We start from the raw sequence: 21,797 nt of genomic DNA, 5'->3' as shown, positions 1-21,797 counted from the left end.
ACAGATCGACCAAGTTTCGCATTGTTATTTTCTCGGTAGTGGAATACTGCGGAGGTCCTGTGCAGCACGAATGGTTATCTGCTGCAGATCCAGGCTGATCCGTTTGTTTAGGTGAATGAGCCCATTGTCATTGCTCATTCCTAGAATCCCATCAAGCATTTTTCGACAACGCCTGCCGGAAGATAGGTGAGGTGAAGAAAGTCTGATCTCGATACTGAACTGGATGCCTATGGCGTCGACTCGGCGTGGACGAAATATGAAGCGAAGGTGCGTTTTTCCATAACGCTACGCCTCCATACTTCGTACTTATACAGCGGACCTATCATCAGGAGTGCATTTTATGAGCAGCTTTCCATTCGGCGACCGCAGGGTTGATCACCGCACTTACATCCGAAAAGAATTCAACATTGATAACACTGGAACTGTCGTATATCAAAACGGAACGGGTGAGTCGTTGGTGTATTTCCATGGAGCCGGAACCTGGCATGGAATAGGGTTTTCCGATCAGTGGGACAAGTACTTTACGACGTATCTGCCCTACCATCCGGGTTTCGGCGCGTCGGCAATCAACCCTCGAATTGATTCAATTCAAGGTTATGTCGATCACTACGCCAAGCTATTTGACGTGTTGGACCTGGATCGCGTTCACCTGGTCGGAACCTCGCTTGGGGGATACCTCGCTGCCGAGTTTGCGGCGCAGCATGGCTCGCGCGTAAATCGTTTAGTGCTCGCGTGTCCCGCCGGCCTTGATGTGAAAGAGCATCCGCCCACTGACCTGAGTAAAGTTCCGCCAGAGCAGATCCCCAACTACCTGGTACACAATGTCAGCAGCCTGGCGCCCTACCTCCCTGAAGGGCCAGATGAAGAATTCAATGCCATGCGCAAGAAGGAAGGAGATTCAGCCTGCCGGTTATTACTCAACGGGAAAATGATAAATACCGCGATGCCTTCGACCCTGCAGAAAATTCAAACGCCTACCCTGGTTGTCTGGGGTAAAGAAGACAGAATTCTTCCGGTCGGCCAAGCCGGACACTGGCAACAAGCCCTTCCCCACTGCGAAGTGAACATAGTGGGAAATGCAGGGCACCTGGTACTGGACGAATCCGAAACCGCTCGCCATGCCGTTCGTGAATTCCTGCTGCGCGATTAATCAATAAGCGCGCAACACCATCGCAATGTCCGGCTTCCAGCGTTTCGACAAAACCTCGGGCCATCCACCGCCGAGAGCCGTAAACAAGTGCGGCATCATCCACCCGCAGTATTCAAAAAGAACGCCGCACTCAGTGCGGCGTTGATTGAACGATGCTTGCTTAGACGCCTCTCACTTCCAGCGACGCACGACTACATTTCCGACTCTGAGGCTCTTGTAGCTCGTCGAACTCGCAAGACTCAACGGCGGCATGTTGACTCTCGCGAGCCTGAAGCTGTGGTTTCAGCAGGAAACTGGCCAACGCGGGCAGCAAGATCAGCGCACCGAACATGTTTACAAGGAACATGAAGGCCAACAGCATACCCATATCGGCTTGAAACTTGATGGGTGAGAACACCCAAGTCGCAACGCCCGCCGCCAATGTCGCGCCAGTGAGCATCACCACTCGCCCCACGAACAGCAGTGAACGGTAGTACGCTTCACCGAGTGATGCCCCCATACGCATCCAGGCTAACGTCACACTTAAGATATACAGCGCATAGTCGATCCCGATTCCTACTCCCAAAGCCGTTACGGGTAGCGTAGCGACCTTCAGCCCAACGCCCACCCAAACCATCAGCGCTTCGGCAAGAATACTTGTCAATACGAGCGGTACCACTGCGACCACCACCGCTTGCCAGGAGCGAAATGCAACCAGTGCAAGCACAATGACGACGAGATAGACCCCGACCAGCATCAAGTAGTTGTGGTGCTTGACCACTTGATTGGTCGCCGCCTCAATGCCTGCGTTCCCCGCAGCGAGCAAGAACTTCACGTTTGCGGTGTCGTTCTCCTTGGCAAAAGCCTCAACAACTTCCACCGTTTGCTGGAGTGTCTGCGCCTTGTGGTCTTTCAGGTAGGCATACACGGTGAGCAGATCACAATTAGTGTTAAGCAGCCCCCGAGGCGTTTGACCGATCAGCGAGTTCAAGGCCGCTTGATTGGGCAGAATTTCTGCCCACTTGAAACTGCCTTCGCTGTAAGCAGAAGTCATTTGCCTGGCCAAGTTTGCGAATGAGTTGGTGGCCTCGACGCCGGGTAATTGCCCCAGGAGGATTTGCAGATCGCGGACCTTCACCAGCGTTTCGTAGTTAACACATTGATCAGGAGGGGTCTTGACCATAATTGCCATGACATCACTGCTGGTCGCGTAATGGCTGGTCAAATAGGCGTTATCCAGATTGTATCGAGAATCGGCACGTAATTCCGGTGCCCCGGCATCCAGATCACCCACCTGCAACCGCGACGCAACCACTAAACCGGCTACCGCCAATATCACTGCGCAGGCAATCGCGCCAATAGCCCAGCGCCGCTGGGTGAAAAGTGTCAGCACTCGCCACAGGGAAAGCCTTCCATGAGCCGCGTCCAGGGAATTTTGCTCTTGGACAAGAGCCCGTTTGGCCGCCCGGTCGTTGACCCCTGTATAGGTTAACAGGACGGGCAGCAGGATTAGATTGGTGAAGATCAGAATGGCCACGCCGATACTCGCAGCGATGGCTAACTCGCGAATCGCCTGAATATTGACCATGAACAGCACTGCAAAGCCGACCGCATCACAAACCAACGCTGTGAAGCCGGCCATGAACAAACGCCGGAAGGTATTGCGTGCCGCATGAAGACGATGCATGCCGCGGCCGATATCCTGCATCACACCATTCATTTTTTGCGCGCCGTGACTCATGCCAATGGCAAAGATGAGGAACGGAACCAGAATCGAATAGGGGTCCAGGCGAAAGCCAATCAACGGTAAGATCCCCAACTGCCAAACCACAGCGATAAGGGAACAGGTCACAACCAACAAAGTACTTCGCACGCAATGGGTGAACCAAAAAACCATCGCAGCCGCAATGGCGACGGCAATTGCAAAGAATATTAATATCTGGCTCAAGCCATCAATCAGATCGCCGACGACTTTTGCAAAGCCGACGATATGAATACTGACACCCTGACCTTCGTACTTCCTCCTGATGTTTTCCAGCTGCTTGGATAGCTCACCGTAGTGAAGCGCCTTCTGCGCTTGAGCGTCATAATCCAACAAGGGAACAACGATAGCGCTCGACCGAAAGTCGGCAGCCACCAATTTTCCGACTTCTCCCGAACGAAGAATGTTAAGCCTCAACTGTTCCAGGCTGGAAGGACTGCCATCGAACGTATCCGGCATGACCGGGCCGCCATCGATCCCCACTTCGGTCACCATCAACCAACGGGTGCTGCGAGTCCACAAGGACTGCAAAAAGGGTCGCTCTACGCCGGGAATGGTGACGATTTCATCGTTTATTTTTCGCAAGGTCTCTAAATAGTCGGCGTTCAGAATGCTATCGCCCTGGGTAGCAACCACCACTCTGAGGGTATTTCCCAGGCCTTGCAGATCGGCCTCATTAGCGAAATAGTTTTGAATATATGGGTGATCATTAGGAATCACTGCCTTGAAGCTTGCATTCAGGTCAATATGACGAGCACTCCACCCCAGGCAAACCGTTACTAGCGCGCAGAACATCACGACAAACAGGCGATTGTTAAATAAAACCCGCTCAAGAAGCGTACCGGCAGCAGGATCAAAATCTTCGACCTTTGTCGCCGAGGTTGTCTCAATTTTCATGGTTGGAATCTCACGGCGCAGGGACGGTTTGTGGCCCAAGAGGCCCCACCGCAATCAAACTTTTGGCGGAAACAGGAAGAACGTAAGCAGTGGGCAAGCCCCGAACCGGCAGCAAATTGAAAGTGCTTCCTCGGTCCTGGCTGGAGATCATTTGACCATTTTCCGCCACTAACAGAATGGAGCCATCTTGAAGTACCGCCCCCGCTTGAATGGAAGCCTCAATACCAGTGCTGACTCTATTCCAAGTCTTTCCGTCGTCCAGGCTGCGTAACACTTTCCCGCGCAATCCATAAGCCACAAAGACGTGATTGTCAGGAGATAGAACGCCAAACAGTGTTCCTTCGGAAGGGGTCTCACGGTGAAACTCTTCGGCCGTGATCTGACGCTGAACAATGCCTTGTTCACCCACCAGCAACAGGCCCTGGTCCGTCTTAGCTATACCGTAGTAATGCAGGCCCATCGGGTTATCGAGTTGTCTGTCCAGAGAGACCCAGTGTTTACCACCATCCAGGGTGCTCAGCGCATAGCCGAAGGCCCCTACGATGGTGACTTTTTGCCTGTCCTCAACATGGAGGGCGAGAAAAGGTTTGTCCGGGCCATCGTTAATCAACCGCTCAGCTTGATCGACGCTAATACCCTTGGCGATCCCTGGGGCACCCGTCGCTGATCGGGAGGCGGCGTCATGGATAAGTTGAGCGACTTGAACACCATCCAGTTGGCGACTCCAGGTTTCGCCAGCGTCCTCAGTGCGAAGTACCACACCTGAATGACCGATTGCCCAGCCAACGTTTGCATCCGCGAACTCGACAGCCGTAAGCAGTACACTGGTGGGCACCTTGGCTTGGCGCCAACTCTGACCTTGGTCATCTGAGAGGACGATACGGCCCGACTCGCCGACAGCTACCAGGCGCTCGCCTGCTTTGGTCACGCCCAGAAGAAACGTTGAAGCTGGCTGGAGTACTTCACGGGCAGGACGGTCCAACACAGCGGGTCGGCTTTGCTCGGCACTTGCGCCATATGCAGCGACAACCAGATACAGTGCGCTCAACCAATGAGCTGCGCGCGCGATCGTATAAACCATCTTATGACCCCCTTGAGCAATAGCTCCGCTCAGTAATGTCCGAGCGACCGTGGGTCGCCCGGACCATGGTTTTAACGCAGGGCGTCTTGTACCAATGCTTCAGCGGAATAAAAGGAACGAGGCTTCGGGGTGACCGGAAGGTACTTGGTGTCCAACTCGCCCAAGGTATAAGCCTGTTGTTGAAAGTCTATTGACATAAAAGGTCGCATCACCACACCGGGCAGATCATAGTTAACAACCGGGTAGTTGATCGCACCGCGATAGAGCTTGTTTTGAGAGTCCCAAAGGTCCGCCATAACGATGGCCCATGTATCCTCGTCCATATAGACACGGCGCTTGGGCACAACGTTTCGAACGCCAGGCTTAAGCGTCGCCTCAACCTCCCAAACCCGATGCAGCTCCCAACGAATGACATTCGGATTAAGCACTTTTGGAGTCAACAACTCCTCCGGAGTAACGGAAAAAAGCTTGTTGGTATTATAAGGAATATACATCTCCTTCTTTCCGACCAACTTCCAATCGTATTGCTCCGGGGAACCGAAGAACCCATAGGCCTCATCGAACTGAGTCAAGCCGGACATCAGGAAATTTGGCGTATCAAACTGCACATTAGGTAGCTTTCTAACCCGGCGCTGACCCGGCATATATTGCCATGAGCCTGGCTGCTGGCTGGTGAAGTCTTGCGGCCAAATGCCAATCAATGCCTCACCTGCACTGCGACCCGGAGCGGTGGTTAACGATCGATGCCATTGAAAGAACCCATCAAAATCCTTTTCGCCACCAGGTAACGCATATCGATAGAAGCCGTCCATTTTTAACGCAGCCGTCAACGAAGAACGCCCCTTGCTATCGACCATATACATTCCACCCTCCATTTCCACTCCGACTCCTTTCCAGGACAGGAAGTGGTTCCAAAGAACTTCTGAACCATTCTTCGGTAATGGGAACGGGATACCACCGTAGGCATGGGTGACACCCACACCATCGCCACTGAGCTGCGCCGTAGCAGCATTGGTTTTCGTGTAGTTATAAAAAGCCTCGGGAGCCGACGCGGTGCGATGCGTTGGGTATACATCAAGGCGCCACTCGGGATTTTGCTGTAACAGCAACTGCACCGTTTGAGATAGTTGATCCTTGTAGGCTGCGGCGTTCTTGCTGTTAATAACCAAAACTGGTTTTTCGTCTGGAAAAGGATCACTGTTCATACTGCCCGGCTTGTGGCCAGCAGGCATGCCTTTATAACCACCCGACCACGCAGGAATACTACCTGATGCGTTGCCCGATCGCTCGGCACCAAGCGGCGTAAGCTCGCTATTCAATTTCGCCGCCTCCGCAGGGGTAACAGCGGCTCGAACAGGAGTATTGATAAGCGCTACGAAAAACGCAGCCGATAGCAGAAATTTCACACTGTGATTATTCATGAAAAAATACCTGATTGCATTTAGAAGGATCGACTGACAGACGCCATCAGGAAATCACGCCCCGAGTAGTAATTACCCGACTCACTACCAAAGAAGTGGGTCGCATTAAGCCCCAACTTCCAGTCCTGCTGGTAAGTACCGACCACGCCGACAGTGAGATCGCCCCCTTCGTTACTACCATAATTATTAAACGCCGCGGAAATCGGAGACTTACCTTTAAAGTTGTAGCCAAGACCAATTGGAAGTTCGATATCCAGACTTGGCATCACCTGGAAGTATTGAAATGTGGTAACGCCGCGAATACCGTAAACCGAATCATCTAAACTGGTATCACGTTGCTCCTTGTTTTTGGTGACCTCAAGCAGTTTATGTCCTGCCAACTCTGCGGCGATACTGACACCATCCCACGCGGGCCCGGCGTTTCCGACCCAGATTGCCGATACCTGGGCGTGCAGTGTGTTGCCCAGGACATCCGGGACAAGTACATTGCCGTTTGCCCGAAGCGGTACACCATCGCGGTAAGATATCTCCCCTCCAAGGTTCAGCGAGCCGTACGACATGTTGGCGCTTAAACCATACAGTTCAATCTTCTCCTTATAATCGAGAAAGTACTGTCCAATCGAACCCGTTGCCGGATCAAAGCCGCCGGAAGGGACGGTATTGACACGGGGAGTTTTGTCATTATAGCGAAGTGCATAAGCGCCAATATCGAGATTCAAGTCGACTGGTCGCCAGCGCACCGACACCCCATATTGCGCAGCGTCCGGTTCTTTATCAGAAGCACGATAAAAATAGGCACCAGGGCCCGCTATGATTCGTTCACCGCCTTCGTCCAAAAGGTCAACTGACGACAAATAACTGCCCGCCGGAGGGATACGGGTTTTTTCCCATTCAAACTGGTAGTAGCCTTCGACTACCCAACTATCGGATAACAGCACACTCATCGAAAGCTGGTTGGTCGGCAGGAACACTTCCTGCGCTTTAATATTAGGAACGCTTAACGCTTTGTAAGCATCCACGGGTGCCATACCGGCAGCGATGCCGTTATCAGTAAAAAACAGACTTTCGCCCCAAATCAGCGTGTGTTGGCCTAAACGCATGCTGACCGGTACATCCATCGGCGTAAACTGACCGGATATAAAGGCGTTCATGAGCTCGATTTTCTTACCCGCCCACTTTTCTGTCTGGTCGGCAAAATGATCGTTGCTGACTGAGTACGGGTTAAATGTCGCTGGCGAGTTGTTATCGTTGCTGCGGTTGTAGACGTTGTCATACCAGGCCGCGCCACTCAGACTCAGTCCAAAGTTTTTCCAACGCGCATTGAATTCGCTCAACCAGTCAAACCGATTCATCATCAATGATCCTTTATCGAAATTTCGATCAGGATCATCTACGTTCGGGTTGGCCAGGTTTTTATCATTGGGTTCACCGAGGCGGGAACCCAGGGAATACTTGAGGGTATTGGTCCAGTTAACGTCGACCTCACCCACTTCGAACTGTGCTGCGCGAACAGCTGAACTGGTACTGAACGTTGCTAACGCAATGCCCAGAAGCGCAGCGGTGGGCAACGACGTCGATGTAAATTCTCCCTTTTTTCCAGCGTTGAAACACATACGGTCTTTATTAATCGCCATTATTATTGTTCTCCGATTATCGGTAAGGCTCATATTTTGACCAGGCAGGTGAAGCCCGACTTTTGAGTCCTATTCAGCGGCCAGTTAGCCGCTGTGAGCCGAACGTACGGAGTTGGCACAACCGGGAACACCTATCCAAAGATAGACTCTCCTTTGCTTGAATATCCCCCTTCTTGCCAAGGCGTGCGGCTAACCCGCGAACATCTGTTCACGCCCGCCACCTTTTCTTACTTGTCCAACATCGCAGGCTAGAGCTCTTGCGCTCTCCTGTTTGGCCTTCCAGCGCCGCAGTAAGGCAGGTTGTCATGTCGGTGCAAGCAGACGGCCAAGTTCACGTGGCCCAAGGCAAAACGGCTTGCGTGTCGATCCAACCGCCATCCGATAGGTGCTGCATGACCCGCCTCTCGGTAATAACAACTATCCATCCAATACAAAAACAGCGAGATTTGAGATGAGTACAGCCTCACGTTTGTTCGACGTATCCGGTCGAGCTTGTGTAGTCACTGGTGGAGCTAGCGGTATCGGATTGGCCTGCGCAGAAGCGCTTGCAGAAAATGGTGCACAAGTCACCCTGATGGACATCAGCGCCCATTCCCTCGATGACGCAGTCTCTTCGCTCACTCGCCGCGGCTTTGATGTACGTGGTGAACTCGTAGACGTCAGCGACCGGGCGTCCGTCGCCAAAGTATTTCAAAACACAGTCAATCATTACGGCAGGCTGGACGTGGTATTCGCGAATGCAGGGATCGATTCGGGTCCTGGTTTTCTTGGGCGCGAGGGGCAGCGACTTTTGGACGGTAGCCTGGAAAACCTTGACCTCAGCAATTGGGAGCGAGTCATGGCGATCAATCTGAATGGCGTGCTGTACTGTCTGCAGGAATCAGCCAGACATATGAAACCCCAGGGTTCCGGCAAGATCGTGGTGACCACATCGATTGCAAGCTGTCTCAATGCCGCCTGGGTAGGCACGTCTTACTTCCCGGCAAAGGCCGGCGCCTCCCATTTGATGCGTCAAGCCGCTTTGGAGCTGGCCAGGTATAACATTCAGGTGAATGCCATTGCCCCGGGTGCATTCGCTACCAATATCGCAGATGGCCATGTCAACGATCCCGAAATGCGGCGGTTGCTGGAGGCGGGAAACCCGCAGCATCGCGTTGCGGAGCCCGCAGAAATCAAGGGGGTTGCCCTCCTCCTCGCCTCTGCAGCGTCTTCCTACATCACCGGTACCGAAATCGTTATCGACGGTGGCGGCCTGTTAGGCCAGGCAGACTAACCGGAGCCGCAGAGCAAACGCCCTTATCCGCAGCGCTAGCCTGATGTTGGCGCTGCTGATTCAGGCCGATGTTACACATTCGATCAAACCGTTGCGTAAGGGTTGGCCCTCTGCTCAACACCGATGGCTATGCTTTGCTATAGCGCAACGGAGGTACTCCAAATCGCCTGCGAAAAACCTCGCGAAAGGCACGCTCCGATTGATACCCCACGGCTTCAGCCACTCGAGCAACCGGATTGCCGGCGCGCAGATGCTCCGCCGCCACCTGCATCCGAAGATCTATCAAATAATCGATGGGCGACTGACCCACCAGTCGAGTGAAGCGGCGACCAAAGGTATGACGAGACATTCCCGCCTCTTCCGCCAGTGACTCGGTGGTCCAGTGCTCACCGGGGCGCGCATGCATGGAAACCAGAGCCTGGCGAATGCGTCGATCCGCCAGCCCCTGCAGCCAGCCGCTACTCTCCCTTGGAACTGACAGCGCATGCGCTCGGATAAAACTTGTAAAAATCAAGTTTGAAAGATGTGCAGCAGTCGCCACGTAACCGGCGCGGTTGGCCGTATCTTCGCTGACGAGAAACTCCAGCATTGAATTCATCCAGGGGAACATGCCGCTGGCACTCCCGTGCAGGTGAATCATCTGGGGCAATGACCGTAACAACGGATTGCTGTCCGCGGCCTGAAGTAAAAAGGCGAGAATCATCATCCGCCCCACCTTTTCGCCCTGCCCCAACTCCAGTCCGGAAATAGGAGCCGCCTGCCGTTCTCCGGCGACCAGCAACGGTAATCCTCTCGCGTGCCAGTAATCCATCAAATCGATGCATTCCGCGTCAGGGCTCGAGGCCACCCTATACGCAGCGCCGTGCAATATCAGTACCGAGTCGCCCGGTTCGAGCCGAACCGGGGCTTGTCCGGCAACCATCAACCACAGCGGGGCATCCAGGCAACACAACGTGAAGGCGCTGGCGGCAGAAAAGCAGGGGACCCTTAGCCCCCACGGATCCCCCAGCGCATAGATGCCGCCCGAGTTCACCTCTACCTTAAGAGATAAAAGTACTTCGCCTAGAAGATCCACACGCCCCCCAATGTGATGAATTCAGCCGAAAAACGATGCTATACGGCATGGAAGACTAATCCTCTCATCCATAAGCTGACGATACAAATACAACAACAAGCCACCGGAGGATTTATGTATTTGCACAACTGCTGGTATGTGGCAGCGTGGAACTATGAGGTGACTGACGGGCTGGTTGCTCGAACCATTATCAATGAGCCAATCGTGCTCTATCGCATGGAAAACGGCGCCATCGCCGCCCTCCAGGACCGCTGCTGCCATCGCTCGGCGCCGTTATCCATAGGGAGAAAAGAAGGCGACTCCGTTCGCTGCATGTACCACGGTCTGAAGTTTGACAGTTCAGGCAAATGCACCGAGATACCTGGTCAAGACACCGTTCCTGCGCAAACATGCGTCCGTAGCTTCCCTGTCATTGAGCAACACAGTTGGGTATGGGTCTGGCTCGGCGACCCACAGCAGGCAGATCCCGCGCTTATTCCTCCAGCTGTAGGTCATGATCATCCAGATTGGATTTTCAGATCAGGCAGCATCGAATATCAAGCCAACTATCAGTTGGTTAACGACAACCTGCTGGACTTTTCACACCTCTATTTCCTCCATCCAGAAAGCTTCGGCATGGGCATAGATTGGGCACACGTTCGACCGAAGGTTAGCCGGCTCGATCGCGGAGTACGTGTCGAACGTTGGTTACCTGCACAACCCACACCGAATCACATTAAAGGGGTCGTTGATTCCGACACCGTGGATATTTTCACGGCTTACGATTATCTGGCACCAGGCGTGATGGTGATGAACTCGTACAGTTTTCCACGCGGCACCCTGGAGCAATTCAACGGTGAAAAACCGCAAGGTGTGGCCCCGATCACTCACGACGTGACATGCCAGGCCATCACGCCAACCAATGACGATACCTCTCGGTACTTCTTCTCATGGGCGCCTAATCGCCACGCTCTTGCCGGATGCAGCGAGAAACTTGCCGATGACATGATCGCCATCGCACGTATGGCCTTCGAGGAAGATCGGGTCATGATTGAAGCACAAGCCCGCGTCCTTCAACACACGCCAAATCCAAAGCAGGTACCGATTGCTTTCGACAATGCCCTGTCTCAGATGCGCTGGGTTCTGGATAAATTGAAGAAAGAAGAGAGAGCACGGGCGCAACAGGTCGCAACCTCTCAGTAATTCTCACACAACATCAGTAATTGCAGCATCAAAGGTCGGCGACCTCACAACACAGGAGAACACTCTATGTCTGGTAATCGCGGTGTGGTTTATCTGGGGGCGGGCAACGTTCAAGTACAAAATATCGATTATCCGAAGATGCAGGATCCTCGGGGTCGGAAGATCGAACACGGTGTCATTCTCAAGGTCATATCCACCAACATCTGCGGCTCAGACCAGCACATGGTGCGCGGCCGTACCACCGCCCAGACCGGCCTGGTGCTGGGTCACGAGATCACCGGTGAGGTGATCGAGAAGGGCAGCGACGTCGAAAACCTGAAAATCGGCGACCTGGTCTCGGTACCCTTTAACGTTGCATGTGGGCGCTGCCGTTCCTGCAAAGAGCAACACACCGGCGTCTGCCTGACCGTCAACCCGGCGCGTGCTGGTGGTGCTTACGGCTACGTCGACATGGGCGACTGGACTGGCGGCCAAGCTGAATACGTGCTGGTGCCGTACGCCGACTTCAACCTGCTGAAACTGCCGGATCGCGACAAGGCCATGGAGAAAATCCGCGACCTGACCTGCCTGTCCGACATCCTCCCTACCGGTTACCACGGTGCCGTCACCGCCGGTGTCGGCCCGGGCAGCACCGTATACATCGCTGGCGCCGGCCCAGTCGGCCTGGCCGCTGCCGCTTCGGCACGCCTGCTGGGCGCTGCGGTGGTGATCATCGGCGACGTCAACACCATCCGCCTGGCCCACGCCAAGGCCCAGGGTTTTGAAATCGTCGACCTGTCCAAAGACGCACCGCTGCACGAACAGATCGCCGCACTGCTGGGCGAACCGGAAGTCGATTGCGCCGTTGACTGCGTGGGCTTCGAAGCCCGTGGCCACGGTCACGACGGCGTCAAACACGAAGCCCCTGCCACCGTACTCAACTCCCTGATGGGCGTCGTCCGTGTAGCGGGCAAGATCGGCATCCCCGGCCTGTACGTTACCGAAGACCCGGGCGCAGTCGACGCTGCGGCAAAAATGGGCAGCCTGAGCATCCGCTTTGGCCTGGGCTGGGCCAAATCCCACAGCTTCCACACCGGCCAGACCCCGGTGATGAAGTACAACCGCGCACTGATGCAGGCGATCATGTGGGACCGCATCAACATCGCTGAAGTGGTGGGTGTGCAGGTGATCAGCCTGGATCAGGCGCCTGAGGGGTATGGCGAGTTTGACGCGGGAGTGCCGAAGAAATTCGTCATAGATCCGCATAAAACCTTTAGTGCAGCCTGATTTTTAACTGGCTCCCGGGCGTGGCGGCGAAATGCCGCTGCGTCGTGCTCATAGTGGCCTATCACCCCCCCTGAGTTGGGACTGTCAGTTTTTTTGTGTGCGGGCCGGTAATGGCCTGCCGTCAGGCAGGCCCTGATTTTCACCAGGTCGGCCTGATGAACCGATCTCCGTACAGAATCGCAAATTGATTCATCGCACTTTTCCAGTCATGGGCCGCTGAACCCCAGTTTGCCGTGATGTTTCGTAGCCCCAACCAGATCAGTTTGGTCGCTGCATCGTCGTTCGGGAAGTGGCCACGGGTCTTTATGATCTTACGTAGCTGAGCATTGATGCTCTCAATCGCGTTGGTGGTATAGATCACCTTCCGGATGGCGGGCGGGAAAACAAAGAATGGAATCACTCGATCCCAAGCGCGTCTCCAGGCGGCCACGACCGTTGGATACTGTTTGCCCCAAGGCCCGTTTTCAAACTCATCCAAGGCCTGCTCAGCCGCTTCTGCGTTGATGGCCTGATAAATCGGCTTCAGCGCCTTGGCCAGTGCTCGACGCTTGTCCCAAGCCGCGTAGTCCAGGCTGTTGCGAATCAGATGCACAATGCATGTCTGCAGTGTTGTTTCTGGAAACACTGCGCTGAGGGCCTCTGGCATGCCCTTGAGGCCATCGGTCACGGCAATCAGCACGTCCTCGACGCCTCGCGTTTTGAGGTCGTTGAACACCTTCATCCAGAACTTCGCACCCTCGGTGTTCTCGATCCAGATGCCCAGGATATCGCGCGTCCCGTCGGGTAAAACACCCAACGCCAGGTAAATGGCCTTGTTGCGTACCAAGCCTTCTTCGCGGATCTTCACCCGTAGCGCATCAAAGAAAATGACCGGGTACATCGGCTCCAGCGGGCGCTGTTGCCACGCGCCAATCTCTTCCATGACCTCGTCGGTCACAGAGCTGATGAAATCGGGCGAGACGTCCGTGCTGTACTGCTCAGAAAGAAACGCACGAATCTCTCTGACCGTCATTCCACGGGCGTACATGGCGATGATCTTGTCATCGAAACCGGTATAACGGCGCTCATGCTTGGGGATCAGAATCGGCGAGAAACTGCCGTTGCGGTCGCGCGGAATATCCAGGCGTATCGGGCCATCGCCGGTGAGCACCGTCTTGCCGCTCTTGCCGTTGCGCTGGTTGGTTTCGTCCTCCGGGCGCTGCGCGCCCGATGGATAACCCAAATGGTGGCCAAGCTCGGCATTTAGGGCGCGTTCAATCAGCGCTTTCTTGAAGGCCGCAGAAGCCTCTTCGATCGCCTCAGCGGTCATCAGTGTTTGAGGGAGTTGATCCAGCAGTTCCTTTGGAAGCTTCGGCAGCTCCCGCACCGGTTGGCGCTCAGATTTCTTTTTGGTTGGCATACATGCACCTCTTACTCATGTTATGCCCGAACACAAAATTTCTGACACCCCCCCTGAGTTATGCCATCCGTGTCAGCTATTCGCTGGCTCTGAATCTATACCTCAGACCCGCAAATCCCACTCGTCGAAGACATCTGCGCACTACCGAAAGATAGGACCCATTCGCCTTCAGGCAACGCAAGCTGAGGCTAATTTGTGCCCTCAAGAGACGAAGAAATGAAAACAAAAATAAAATCGATCGCACTGCTGGCCTGCCTTTTCGCAGCAATGGCCATTTTACTAATCTCACCTGCTCCCCGCTCTTATACCCCCCAGGTGCCTAGCGCCTGTCAGATAGCCAATGCACCGTGCAATCTGCCGCAAGGGTTTCGAGGATGGCCCTGAATTCCTGAGCTTGCGATTGACGTATTACTCAAACTAACTGTTTCTCTGGGAGGGATGCCACAGGCGAATGGCACTACTGCGCTTCTGGCATCAGACTAATCGATGATTTTCACTATCGCTCATATACAGGCGCTTTCCGCGGTGCGATTTGAAGCCGCAGATCGAGAATTGCTCGTGGAGTTCGCTCCCTCACACCCGGGTAACCAGCGACGGACACTTCAAATCCGATTTGCTAGTGATGCTGCACGTCAGTTGATCAAGGCCATCTTGGCGTTTGAGTCGGAATGAGTTCACCCATCGCGAACGCCACTTATCAAGTAAATGTCAGGGGACGGACCTGGTTTTTTTAAAGGGTTCTCCATTTCCGAGCCACCTTGCTTTGATGCTTTGTCGCGACAATCGAAAACAACGAGATGGAAGCCATATGCAAAACGAAGCCTGGGTAATCGCTGAACCCTCAAGGGGTGAATACAACCCTGAGTGTCTGCGCTGGGAAAGAAGACCCATTGCGCAGCCTGGCGATGGTGAAGTCTTGGTAAAGACCCTACTGATCTCCCTGGATCCCACCAGCCGTAACTGGTTGAAGCTTGAACCCAGCTCCAGTTATCTGCCTCTCGCGATAGGCAGTGTAATGATTGGCCAGGCTATAGGAGTAGTTGAGGCGTCTCGCTCAACGGATTTCGCCCCCGGCGATCTGGTCAAAGGCATGTGGGGTTGGGAGCGATACTCCATTGCACAACCGATGCTTATCGAGCGTTTTACCAGTGGGTCCCATATACCCCTGGAGGCGCACCTTTCGATTTTTTCGCATGTGGGTCGCGCTGCAGCCATTGGACTTTTTGAGATTGGGCAAGCAAGTCCAAATGATGTGGTGGTTGTATCAGGAGCGGCGGGTGCAACTGGATCCATTGCCGCACAAATGGCAAAAGCACAGGGCAACCGAGTCATTGGCATCGCCGGCGGCCCAGAGAAATGCAGGCTATTGATCAGCGAGTTTGGCCTGGACGGCGCAATCGATTACAAGCACGAAGACGTGGCAGTTGCTTTGTCTCAGCTTTGCCCCGAGGGCATCGACGTCTACTTCGATAATGTCGGTGGCCCGATTCTTGACGCCGTACTTTCCAATATGGCAGTTGGTTGCCGAATTGCAGTGTGTGGGGCTATGTCGCAGTACGACTTAGCTGACCCGATACACGCCTATGGATGTGAAAATCTGCCACAGATATTGTTCAGGAGAGCCCATATTCAAGGTTTCGTCGTGCCAGACTTTTCATCTCGAATGGGTGAATTCGACGCGATCCTCAAACATTTTTACGAGCGCGGAAAAATTCAGCATCGCGCCCATATTGTGGAAGGACTGGAGTTGGCTCCAGAAGCTTTGAAACATGTTTTCAAAGGTAGCAACAATGGCAAACTCATGGTTAGGGTTGCTTGTATCTAGACACGTGCCTTTGCGCCGCGATTGGGCTTTAGCTGGATACGTCAGTTCCCATGGAACTGACGTCGGCGATCGATAGTAAATCTGCTCTCCCGGCTCCAGCCCCCTTTTGTACATTTCAACATGGGGCGACACCATCGGGCCGACTGAGGGAACATCAATAACTGAAATCATGCCCCAACTCCTTCTGCATCCACTCCAGAAAGCGCCGCACTCGGGGAAAGTTCGAATGGGCGCGGGGAAACACCAGGTGGTGGGCGGTGATCGGTGAGCTCAATGCCGGTGCGACCTCGACCAAGGCACCGCGCTCGAGGTAATCCTGGGCCAGCAAGGTGCTTTCCAGGGCGAAACCCAGGCCGTGATGGGCTGCTTCCAGCGTCATGTAGGAACGGTCGAAGCTCAGGGTATAGGGCTTTTCCGGGCGCGACACACCGTGTTGGGCAAACAGCTGCGGCCACTTGATCAGGGTCGCTTCCGACAGGATCAATTGGCTGTCGAGCAAATCCGCTGCGGTGCGGATCGGGCGCTTTTCCAGGAGCCTGGGCGAGGCCATGACCGCGATCCTTTCGTTGCGGATGGTGCGCACTTCGTAGCTGGGCCAGTTGGGCATGCCGTGGCGGATGTCGACATCGATCTTATCGCGACTGAAGTGCAACGACTCATAGGAACAGGACAGGTTGAGCTGGATGTCCGGATGACTCTGGCGAAATTGTTCCAGGCGTGGCATCAGCCATAGCAAGCCGAAACTGGGGGATGAGTGCAGGCGCAGGCAATCGAGGCTGACGTCACTGGTGGCGCGCTCGGTGGCCACGGCGAGGCTGTGCAGAATGCCGGAAATCTCGGTCAGGTACTGCTCCCCCACGGGCGTCAGGGTCACGCCTCGGGCCGTTCTGAAAAACAGCTGTCGCCCGATTAATGCCTCGAGCTTGGCCAATTGGTGACTGACGGCCGAGGGTGTCAGGTCGAGCAGTTCAGCGGCACGGGCGACGTTGCCGAAGCGCGCTGTTTGCTCAAAGGCCTGAATGGCTTTCAGGGGTGGCAGTGTGGCGGGAGCATCGTCGTCTGAGCGCATGATGAGGATTATTCCGCTGCAAGTGGCGTGGGCTGGGCGTCGTGCCATTCAACCAGCCAACGGCACAAATGACGAGTGCTGAATTTTTTTCAGCACCCAGTGAGGTTTGCGTTATTGCTCAGGGACGGGGTGGAGCACAAGCTGGGTCATCGGTTCGCTGCGGATCGACCCAACAACACTCTCCAATAAGAACAATGAGGTACTCCCATGCTTCTCCAAGGCAAAGTCGCGATCATCACCGGTGCGGCCTCCGCACGTGGCATTGGCCGTGCGACAGCGACCACCTTCGCGCAACAGGGCGCCCATGTGGTGATCCTCGATCTGGATCAATCCGCTGCCCGCGATGCCGCCGCCTGCCTGGGCGAAGGTCATCTGGGTCTGGCGGCCAACGTCGCTGATGAATCGCAGGTCCAGCAGGCCGTGGCGAAAATCATCGAGCATTTCGGCCGCATCGACATTCTGATCAATAACGCCGGCATCACCCAGCCGCTGAAAACCCTGGATATTCGCCCTTCGGACTACGACAAGGTGCTGGACGTCAGCCTGCGCGGCACCCTGCTGATGTCCCAGGCGGTGATTCCATTCATGCGCCAACAGGCTTGCGGCAGCATCGTCTGCATGTCCTCGGTGTCCGCGCAACGAGGCGGCGGCATCTTTGGCGGCCCCCATTACAGTGCGGCCAAGGCCGGTGTGCTGGGCTTGGGCAAAGCCATGGCGCGGGAGCTGGGACCCGACAACATTCGCGTCAACTCCATCGCCCCAGGCTTGATTCATACCGACATTACCGGCGGCCTGATGCAGGACGATCGCCGTCACGCGATCATCGACGGCATCCCCCTGGGCCGCCTCGGTGCCGCGCAGGACGTCGCCAACGCCGCGCTGTTCCTGGCCAGCGACCTATCCTCCTACCTGACCGGCATCACCCTGGATGTGAACGGCGGCATGCTGATTCACTGACTACACCTGGGCGGGCCTGCCTGGCCCGTGCGGTTCTGGATCGATGATGCAGCCGGGCCTCGGGGCCTGGCGGTCAATAAAAACAAGAGATCGAACCATCATGACAACCCTGTCGCTCGAAGCGGTTTCGACCGTGCGCTCCTCCGCCTACCGTAAAACGGCCTGGCGCCTGATGCCGTTCCTGATGCTGTGCTATCTGTGCGCCTATCTGGACCGGGTCAACGTCGGCTTCGCCAAGCTGCAAATGATGAACGACCTGGCCCTCAGCGAGACGGTCTACGGCCTGGGCGCTGGCATGTTCTTCATCGGTTACTTCCTCTGCGAAGTGCCGAGCAACATCATCCTGCACAAGGTCGGCGCACGGGTCTGGATCGCCCGCATCATGATCACCTGGGGCATCGTCTCCGCCCTGTTCGCCTTCGTCGAAACCGCCTGGCAGTTCTATGCCCTGCGCTTTCTGCTGGGCATCGCCGAAGCCGGCCTGGCGCCGGGCCTGTTGCTGTACCTGACCTATTGGTTCCCGTCCTATCGCCGTGCCCGCATGACCGTGTTGTGGTTCATCGCCATTCCGCTGTCGGGCATGGTCGGTGGCCCGCTCTCCGGCTGGATCATGAACCACTTCGCCGGCATGCATGGCTGGGCCGGCTGGCAGTGGATGTTCGTCCTCGAGGCCGTGCCGACGGTGCTGGTCGGCCTGCTGGTGCTGAGCTATCTCAAGGACGGCGTGCATCAGGCCAACTGGCTCAACGACGAAGAAAAGCAACTGATCACTCGGGAACTGGCCGAGGACAATCAGCAGAAAGTCACCCATGCCTCCGTCGGCGAGTTCATCCGTGATCGCCGTCTGTGGTTGCTGGCCGCCATCTACTTCTGCGTGGTGATGGGTCAGTACGCAATCACCTTCTGGCTGCCGACACTGGTGCGCAACGCCGGGGTTGCCGACCCACTGCACATCGGCTTCCTCACCAGCCTGCCTTACCTCTGCGCGATCGTGGCGATGCTGCTGGTCGGCCGCAGTGGCGATAAACATCGTGAACGGCGCTGGCATCTGATCGTGCCGATGATCGCCGGCGCTGTCGGCCTGAGTCTGGCGGCGTTGATGGGGGGCAATGTGACCCTGTCGATCCTCAGTCTGTGCCTGGCGGCCTCCGGCATCCTGTCCGCGACCTCACTGTTCTGGATGCTGCCCACCACGCTGCTGGGTGGCGTTTCCGCCGCCGCCGGAATCGCGGCCGTCAACAGCTTCGCCAACCTGGCCGGCTTCTGCTCGCCCTACCTGATTGGCTGGATCACCACACTGACCGGCTCCAGCGCCATCGGCATGTACCTGATCACCGGCGTGCTGGTGGCCGGCGCCCTGCTGGTGCTGCGCATCCCCGCCGCCCTGGTCAATCGTTGAGTTAACGGAGTTTCATCATGACAATTAATCCTTCAACTGCTTCAACCACGACGCTGGTTGAACGCGCACACAACATTCGTCGCCACGCGCTGCGCATGGGCCAGGTCCAGGGCCAGGGCTATGTCGGCCAGGCCCTCGGTGCGGCCGACCTGTTGGCAGTCTCCTACTTCCATGCGCTGAATCATCAGCCGCAGGCCCCGGAATGGGAGGCGCGCGACCGCTTCTACCTCTCCATCGGGCACTACGCGATTGCGCTGTACGCGGCCCTGATCGAAGCAGAGATCATCCCGCTCGATGAGCTGGAAACCTACGGTTCGGACGACAGCCGCCTGCCGATGTCGGGCATGGCCGCCTACACCCCGGGCATGGAAATAACCGGGGGTTCGCTAGGCCAGGGCCTGGGCATTGCGGTCGGTGCCTGCCTGGGGCTCAAGCGCAAAGGCTCGGCCTCCTTCGTCTACAACCTACTGTCGGACGGCGAACTGAATGAAGGCTCGACCTGGGAAGCGGTGATGTCGGCGTCCCACTGGAAGCTCGACAACCTGATCGCCATCGTCGACGTCAACAATCAGCAAGCCGATGGCTACTCCAGTGAAATCCTCTCGTTCGAGCCGATTGTCGATCGCTGGCAAGCCTTTGGCTGGTTCACCCAGCGCGTGGATGGCAACGACATCGATGCACTGGTCACGGCATTCGATGCCGCCCGCCACCATCCCGACGCCCAGCCACGGGTGATCATCTGCGACACGAAAATGGGTAAAGGTGTGCCCTTCCTGGAGAACCGCGAGAAAAACCACTTCATCCGCGTGGAAGAACATGAGTGGGACCTGGCACTGAACAACCTTGAACAAGGAAAAAACCAATGAGCAACGCCGCCAACACTTCGACTAGCGAACCGGGCAAGAAGCGCCTGACCACCTCGGCGATGATTGCGTCCATTGCCTGCGAAGGCCAGGCCACCCGATCCGCACCTTTCGGCCACGCCCTGGCGGCGCTGGCCGAACAACGCGCCGACATTGTCGGGCTGTCCGCCGACCTGTCCAAGTACACCGACCTGCACATCTTCGCCAAGGCCCATCCGGACCGGTTCTATCAAATGGGCATGGCCGAACAGTTGCTGATGAGTGCCGCCGCCGGCATGGCCCGTGAAGGCTTCGTGCCCTTCGCCACCACCTACGCCGTGTTCGCTTCGCGCCGCGCCTATGACTTCATCTGCATGGCGATTGCCGAGGAAAACCTCAACGTCAAAATCGTCTGCGGCCTGCCCGGCCTCACCACCGGGTACGGCCCCAGCCACCAGGCCACGGACGACCTGGCGATCTTCCGCGCCATGCCCAACCTGATGATCGTCGATCCGTGCGATGCCCTGGAAATCGAGCAGGCCGTACCCGCCATCGCCGCCCACCAGGGGCCGGTCTACATGCGCCTGCTGCGCGGCAACGTGCCGCTGGTGCTGGACGAATACGGCTACCAGTTCGAAATCGGCAAGGCCAAGACCCTGCGCACCGGCAACGATGTGCTGATCATCTCCACCGGCCTGATGACCATGCGCTCGCTGGAAGCGGCCAAGGCCCTGAAAGCTGACGGCGTGGATGTCGCGGTGCTGCACGTACCGACCATCAAGCCGCTGGATGAACAGACCATTCTGGCGGAGGCTCGCAAGTCCGGGCGCCTGGTAGTCACTGCAGAAAACAGCTCGATCATTGGCGGCTTGGGCGAGGCCGTTGCAGGTGTGCTGCTGCGTAACGGCGTGACGCCGACGTTCAGGCAGATTGCATTGCCCGACGCGTTCCTCGACGCCGGCGCCCTGCCGACCTTGCATGATCGTTACGGGATTTCGACTCAGGCGGTGTGCGCGCAGATCAAAGCCTGGTTGTAGCTGGGCGGGTCCGGCACCTGGAAACGGGTGCCGAAGCCGTGACACTGGTGCGGCCGTCGAGTGCCAGCGCGACAGCCTGATCAATTTATGAACAAAACATTGCAGCCCCCGTAATCCGTGGCCTCTGGGCAATTATCCACAGATCTACCCACGCTAATTGTGGATAGCTTTGGTGTGTTTAGGCGCACTCCTGTGAGTGCCTGTCCAACAAGTGAAGGTCGAGACATGCGTGCCTTCACTATTCCCTGGGTGAAATTGCGCTCACGGTTGTTGACGGTTTTGAACTTGCTGCCATCGATGGCGATGATCGATTGGGAGAAGAAATTGAGGTTGCGACAACGAACTACGAACTGGCGGCATACGCTGCGAATGGCTTTGCCGTAGATATAGATCTTCAGCAACACCGCTGGGTGGTAGGTCGGACGACCCGTTGCGGCAGGATCGACGCCCTCAAAACCCAGTGCGCCCAGGTCGAGCTCACCGACGAAAACATCGACCACACGCACTGGATTTTCTTCGGCTACGTAATCTTCCGAATGATCACACAAC

The 21,797-nt window shown here is 56.1% G+C and carries 16 protein-coding genes and 1 pseudogene; 9 read left to right on the top strand and 8 right to left on the bottom strand.

Annotation, left to right across the window (positions count from 1 at the left end; translation table 11 throughout):
* The first annotated feature begins 340 nt into the window (after positions 1-340).
* A complete protein-coding gene (locus KW062_RS11310; protein ID WP_105755712.1) occupies positions 341-1,150 on the top strand; it encodes an alpha/beta fold hydrolase in 810 nt (269 codons plus the stop codon).
* Positions 1,151-1,310: 160 nt separating this feature from the next.
* On the opposite strand, the gene KW062_RS11305 is transcribed toward KW062_RS11310, so the two are convergent.
* From KW062_RS11305 to KW062_RS11290, 4 genes are all read right to left on the bottom strand, one after another.
* Positions 1,311-3,788, bottom strand: a complete 2,478-nt coding sequence (locus KW062_RS11305) for an efflux RND transporter permease subunit (protein ID WP_105755713.1) — start codon at positions 3,786-3,788, stop codon at positions 1,311-1,313.
* 10 nt (positions 3,789-3,798) lie between these two features.
* Complete coding sequence (locus KW062_RS11300) at positions 3,799-4,869, bottom strand: WD40/YVTN/BNR-like repeat-containing protein (protein WP_105755714.1); 1,071 nt, start codon at positions 4,867-4,869, stop codon at positions 3,799-3,801.
* 71 nt (positions 4,870-4,940) lie between these two features.
* Positions 4,941-6,290 (bottom strand): DUF1329 domain-containing protein, encoded by a 1,350-nt coding sequence (locus KW062_RS11295; protein ID WP_105755715.1) that lies wholly within the window; start codon positions 6,288-6,290, stop codon positions 4,941-4,943.
* Positions 6,291-6,310: 20 nt separating this feature from the next.
* A complete protein-coding gene (locus KW062_RS11290; RefSeq protein ID WP_158261852.1) occupies positions 6,311-7,924 on the bottom strand; it encodes a DUF1302 domain-containing protein in 1,614 nt (537 codons plus the stop codon).
* Between the two features lie 451 nt (positions 7,925-8,375).
* On the opposite strand from KW062_RS11290, the gene KW062_RS11285 reads away from it, so the two are divergent.
* A complete protein-coding gene (locus KW062_RS11285; RefSeq protein WP_105755717.1) occupies positions 8,376-9,197 on the top strand; it encodes an SDR family NAD(P)-dependent oxidoreductase in 822 nt (273 codons plus the stop codon).
* A gap of 127 nt (positions 9,198-9,324) precedes the next feature.
* Here the strand turns inward: KW062_RS11285 and KW062_RS11280 are convergent, their stop codons facing one another.
* A complete protein-coding gene (locus tag KW062_RS11280) occupies positions 9,325-10,272 on the bottom strand; it encodes an AraC family transcriptional regulator (RefSeq protein WP_105755718.1) in 948 nt (315 codons plus the stop codon).
* Positions 10,273-10,386: 114 nt separating this feature from the next.
* Here KW062_RS11280 and KW062_RS11275 point away from each other — a divergent pair, with 114 nt between their 5' ends.
* Together KW062_RS11275 and fdhA are read left to right on the top strand one after the other, a co-directional pair.
* Positions 10,387-11,454, top strand: coding sequence for an aromatic ring-hydroxylating dioxygenase subunit alpha (locus KW062_RS11275; RefSeq protein ID WP_158261853.1), 1,068 nt, complete (start codon positions 10,387-10,389; stop codon positions 11,452-11,454).
* A gap of 66 nt (positions 11,455-11,520) precedes the next feature.
* The gene (gene fdhA / locus KW062_RS11270) at positions 11,521-12,720 is read left to right on the top strand and encodes a formaldehyde dehydrogenase, glutathione-independent (RefSeq protein WP_218424834.1); all 1,200 of its coding nucleotides are present in this window, start codon (positions 11,521-11,523) and stop codon (positions 12,718-12,720) included.
* Positions 12,721-12,859: 139 nt separating this feature from the next.
* Here the strand turns inward: fdhA and KW062_RS11265 are convergent, their stop codons facing one another.
* Entirely contained in the window at positions 12,860-14,119 is a 1,260-nt protein-coding gene (locus tag KW062_RS11265) for an IS256 family transposase (RefSeq protein ID WP_105756142.1), read from the bottom strand.
* An 808-nt stretch (positions 14,120-14,927) separates the two neighbouring features.
* Between KW062_RS11265 and KW062_RS11260 the strand changes: the two genes are divergently transcribed.
* Positions 14,928-15,944, top strand: coding sequence for an NADP-dependent oxidoreductase (locus KW062_RS11260; protein ID WP_158261861.1), 1,017 nt, complete (start codon positions 14,928-14,930; stop codon positions 15,942-15,944).
* A 154-nt stretch (positions 15,945-16,098) separates the two neighbouring features.
* Here KW062_RS11260 and KW062_RS11255 read toward each other — a convergent pair whose 3' ends face one another.
* Positions 16,099-17,013, bottom strand: a complete 915-nt coding sequence (locus tag KW062_RS11255; RefSeq protein WP_027620486.1) for a LysR substrate-binding domain-containing protein — start codon at positions 17,011-17,013, stop codon at positions 16,099-16,101.
* A gap of 207 nt (positions 17,014-17,220) precedes the next feature.
* On the opposite strand from KW062_RS11255, the gene KW062_RS11250 reads away from it, so the two are divergent.
* From KW062_RS11250 to KW062_RS11235, 4 genes are all read left to right on the top strand, one after another.
* A complete protein-coding gene (locus tag KW062_RS11250; RefSeq protein ID WP_027620487.1) occupies positions 17,221-17,970 on the top strand; it encodes an SDR family NAD(P)-dependent oxidoreductase in 750 nt (249 codons plus the stop codon).
* A gap of 100 nt (positions 17,971-18,070) precedes the next feature.
* Positions 18,071-19,369, top strand: coding sequence for an MFS transporter (locus KW062_RS11245; RefSeq protein WP_033866393.1), 1,299 nt, complete (start codon positions 18,071-18,073; stop codon positions 19,367-19,369).
* Positions 19,370-19,386: 17 nt separating this feature from the next.
* Complete coding sequence (locus tag KW062_RS11240; protein ID WP_105756070.1) at positions 19,387-20,235, top strand: transketolase; 849 nt, start codon at positions 19,387-19,389, stop codon at positions 20,233-20,235.
* Complete coding sequence (locus KW062_RS11235; RefSeq protein ID WP_105756069.1) at positions 20,232-21,248, top strand: transketolase family protein; 1,017 nt, start codon at positions 20,232-20,234, stop codon at positions 21,246-21,248. Before KW062_RS11240 ends, KW062_RS11235 begins: the two co-directional genes overlap by 4 nt.
* A 218-nt stretch (positions 21,249-21,466) precedes the next feature.
* Here the strand turns inward: KW062_RS11235 and KW062_RS11230 are convergent.
* Positions 21,467-21,796: pseudogene (locus KW062_RS11230) on the bottom strand (IS5/IS1182 family transposase); the annotation flags it as partial.
* Position 21,797: the final 1 nt, after the last annotated feature.

The organism is Pseudomonas fluorescens, from assembly GCF_019212185.1.
Taxonomy (GTDB): domain Bacteria; phylum Pseudomonadota; class Gammaproteobacteria; order Pseudomonadales; family Pseudomonadaceae; genus Aquipseudomonas.
The sequence above is the reverse complement of the archived record's forward strand: the minus strand, read 5'-3'. Positions and strand labels throughout refer to the sequence as shown.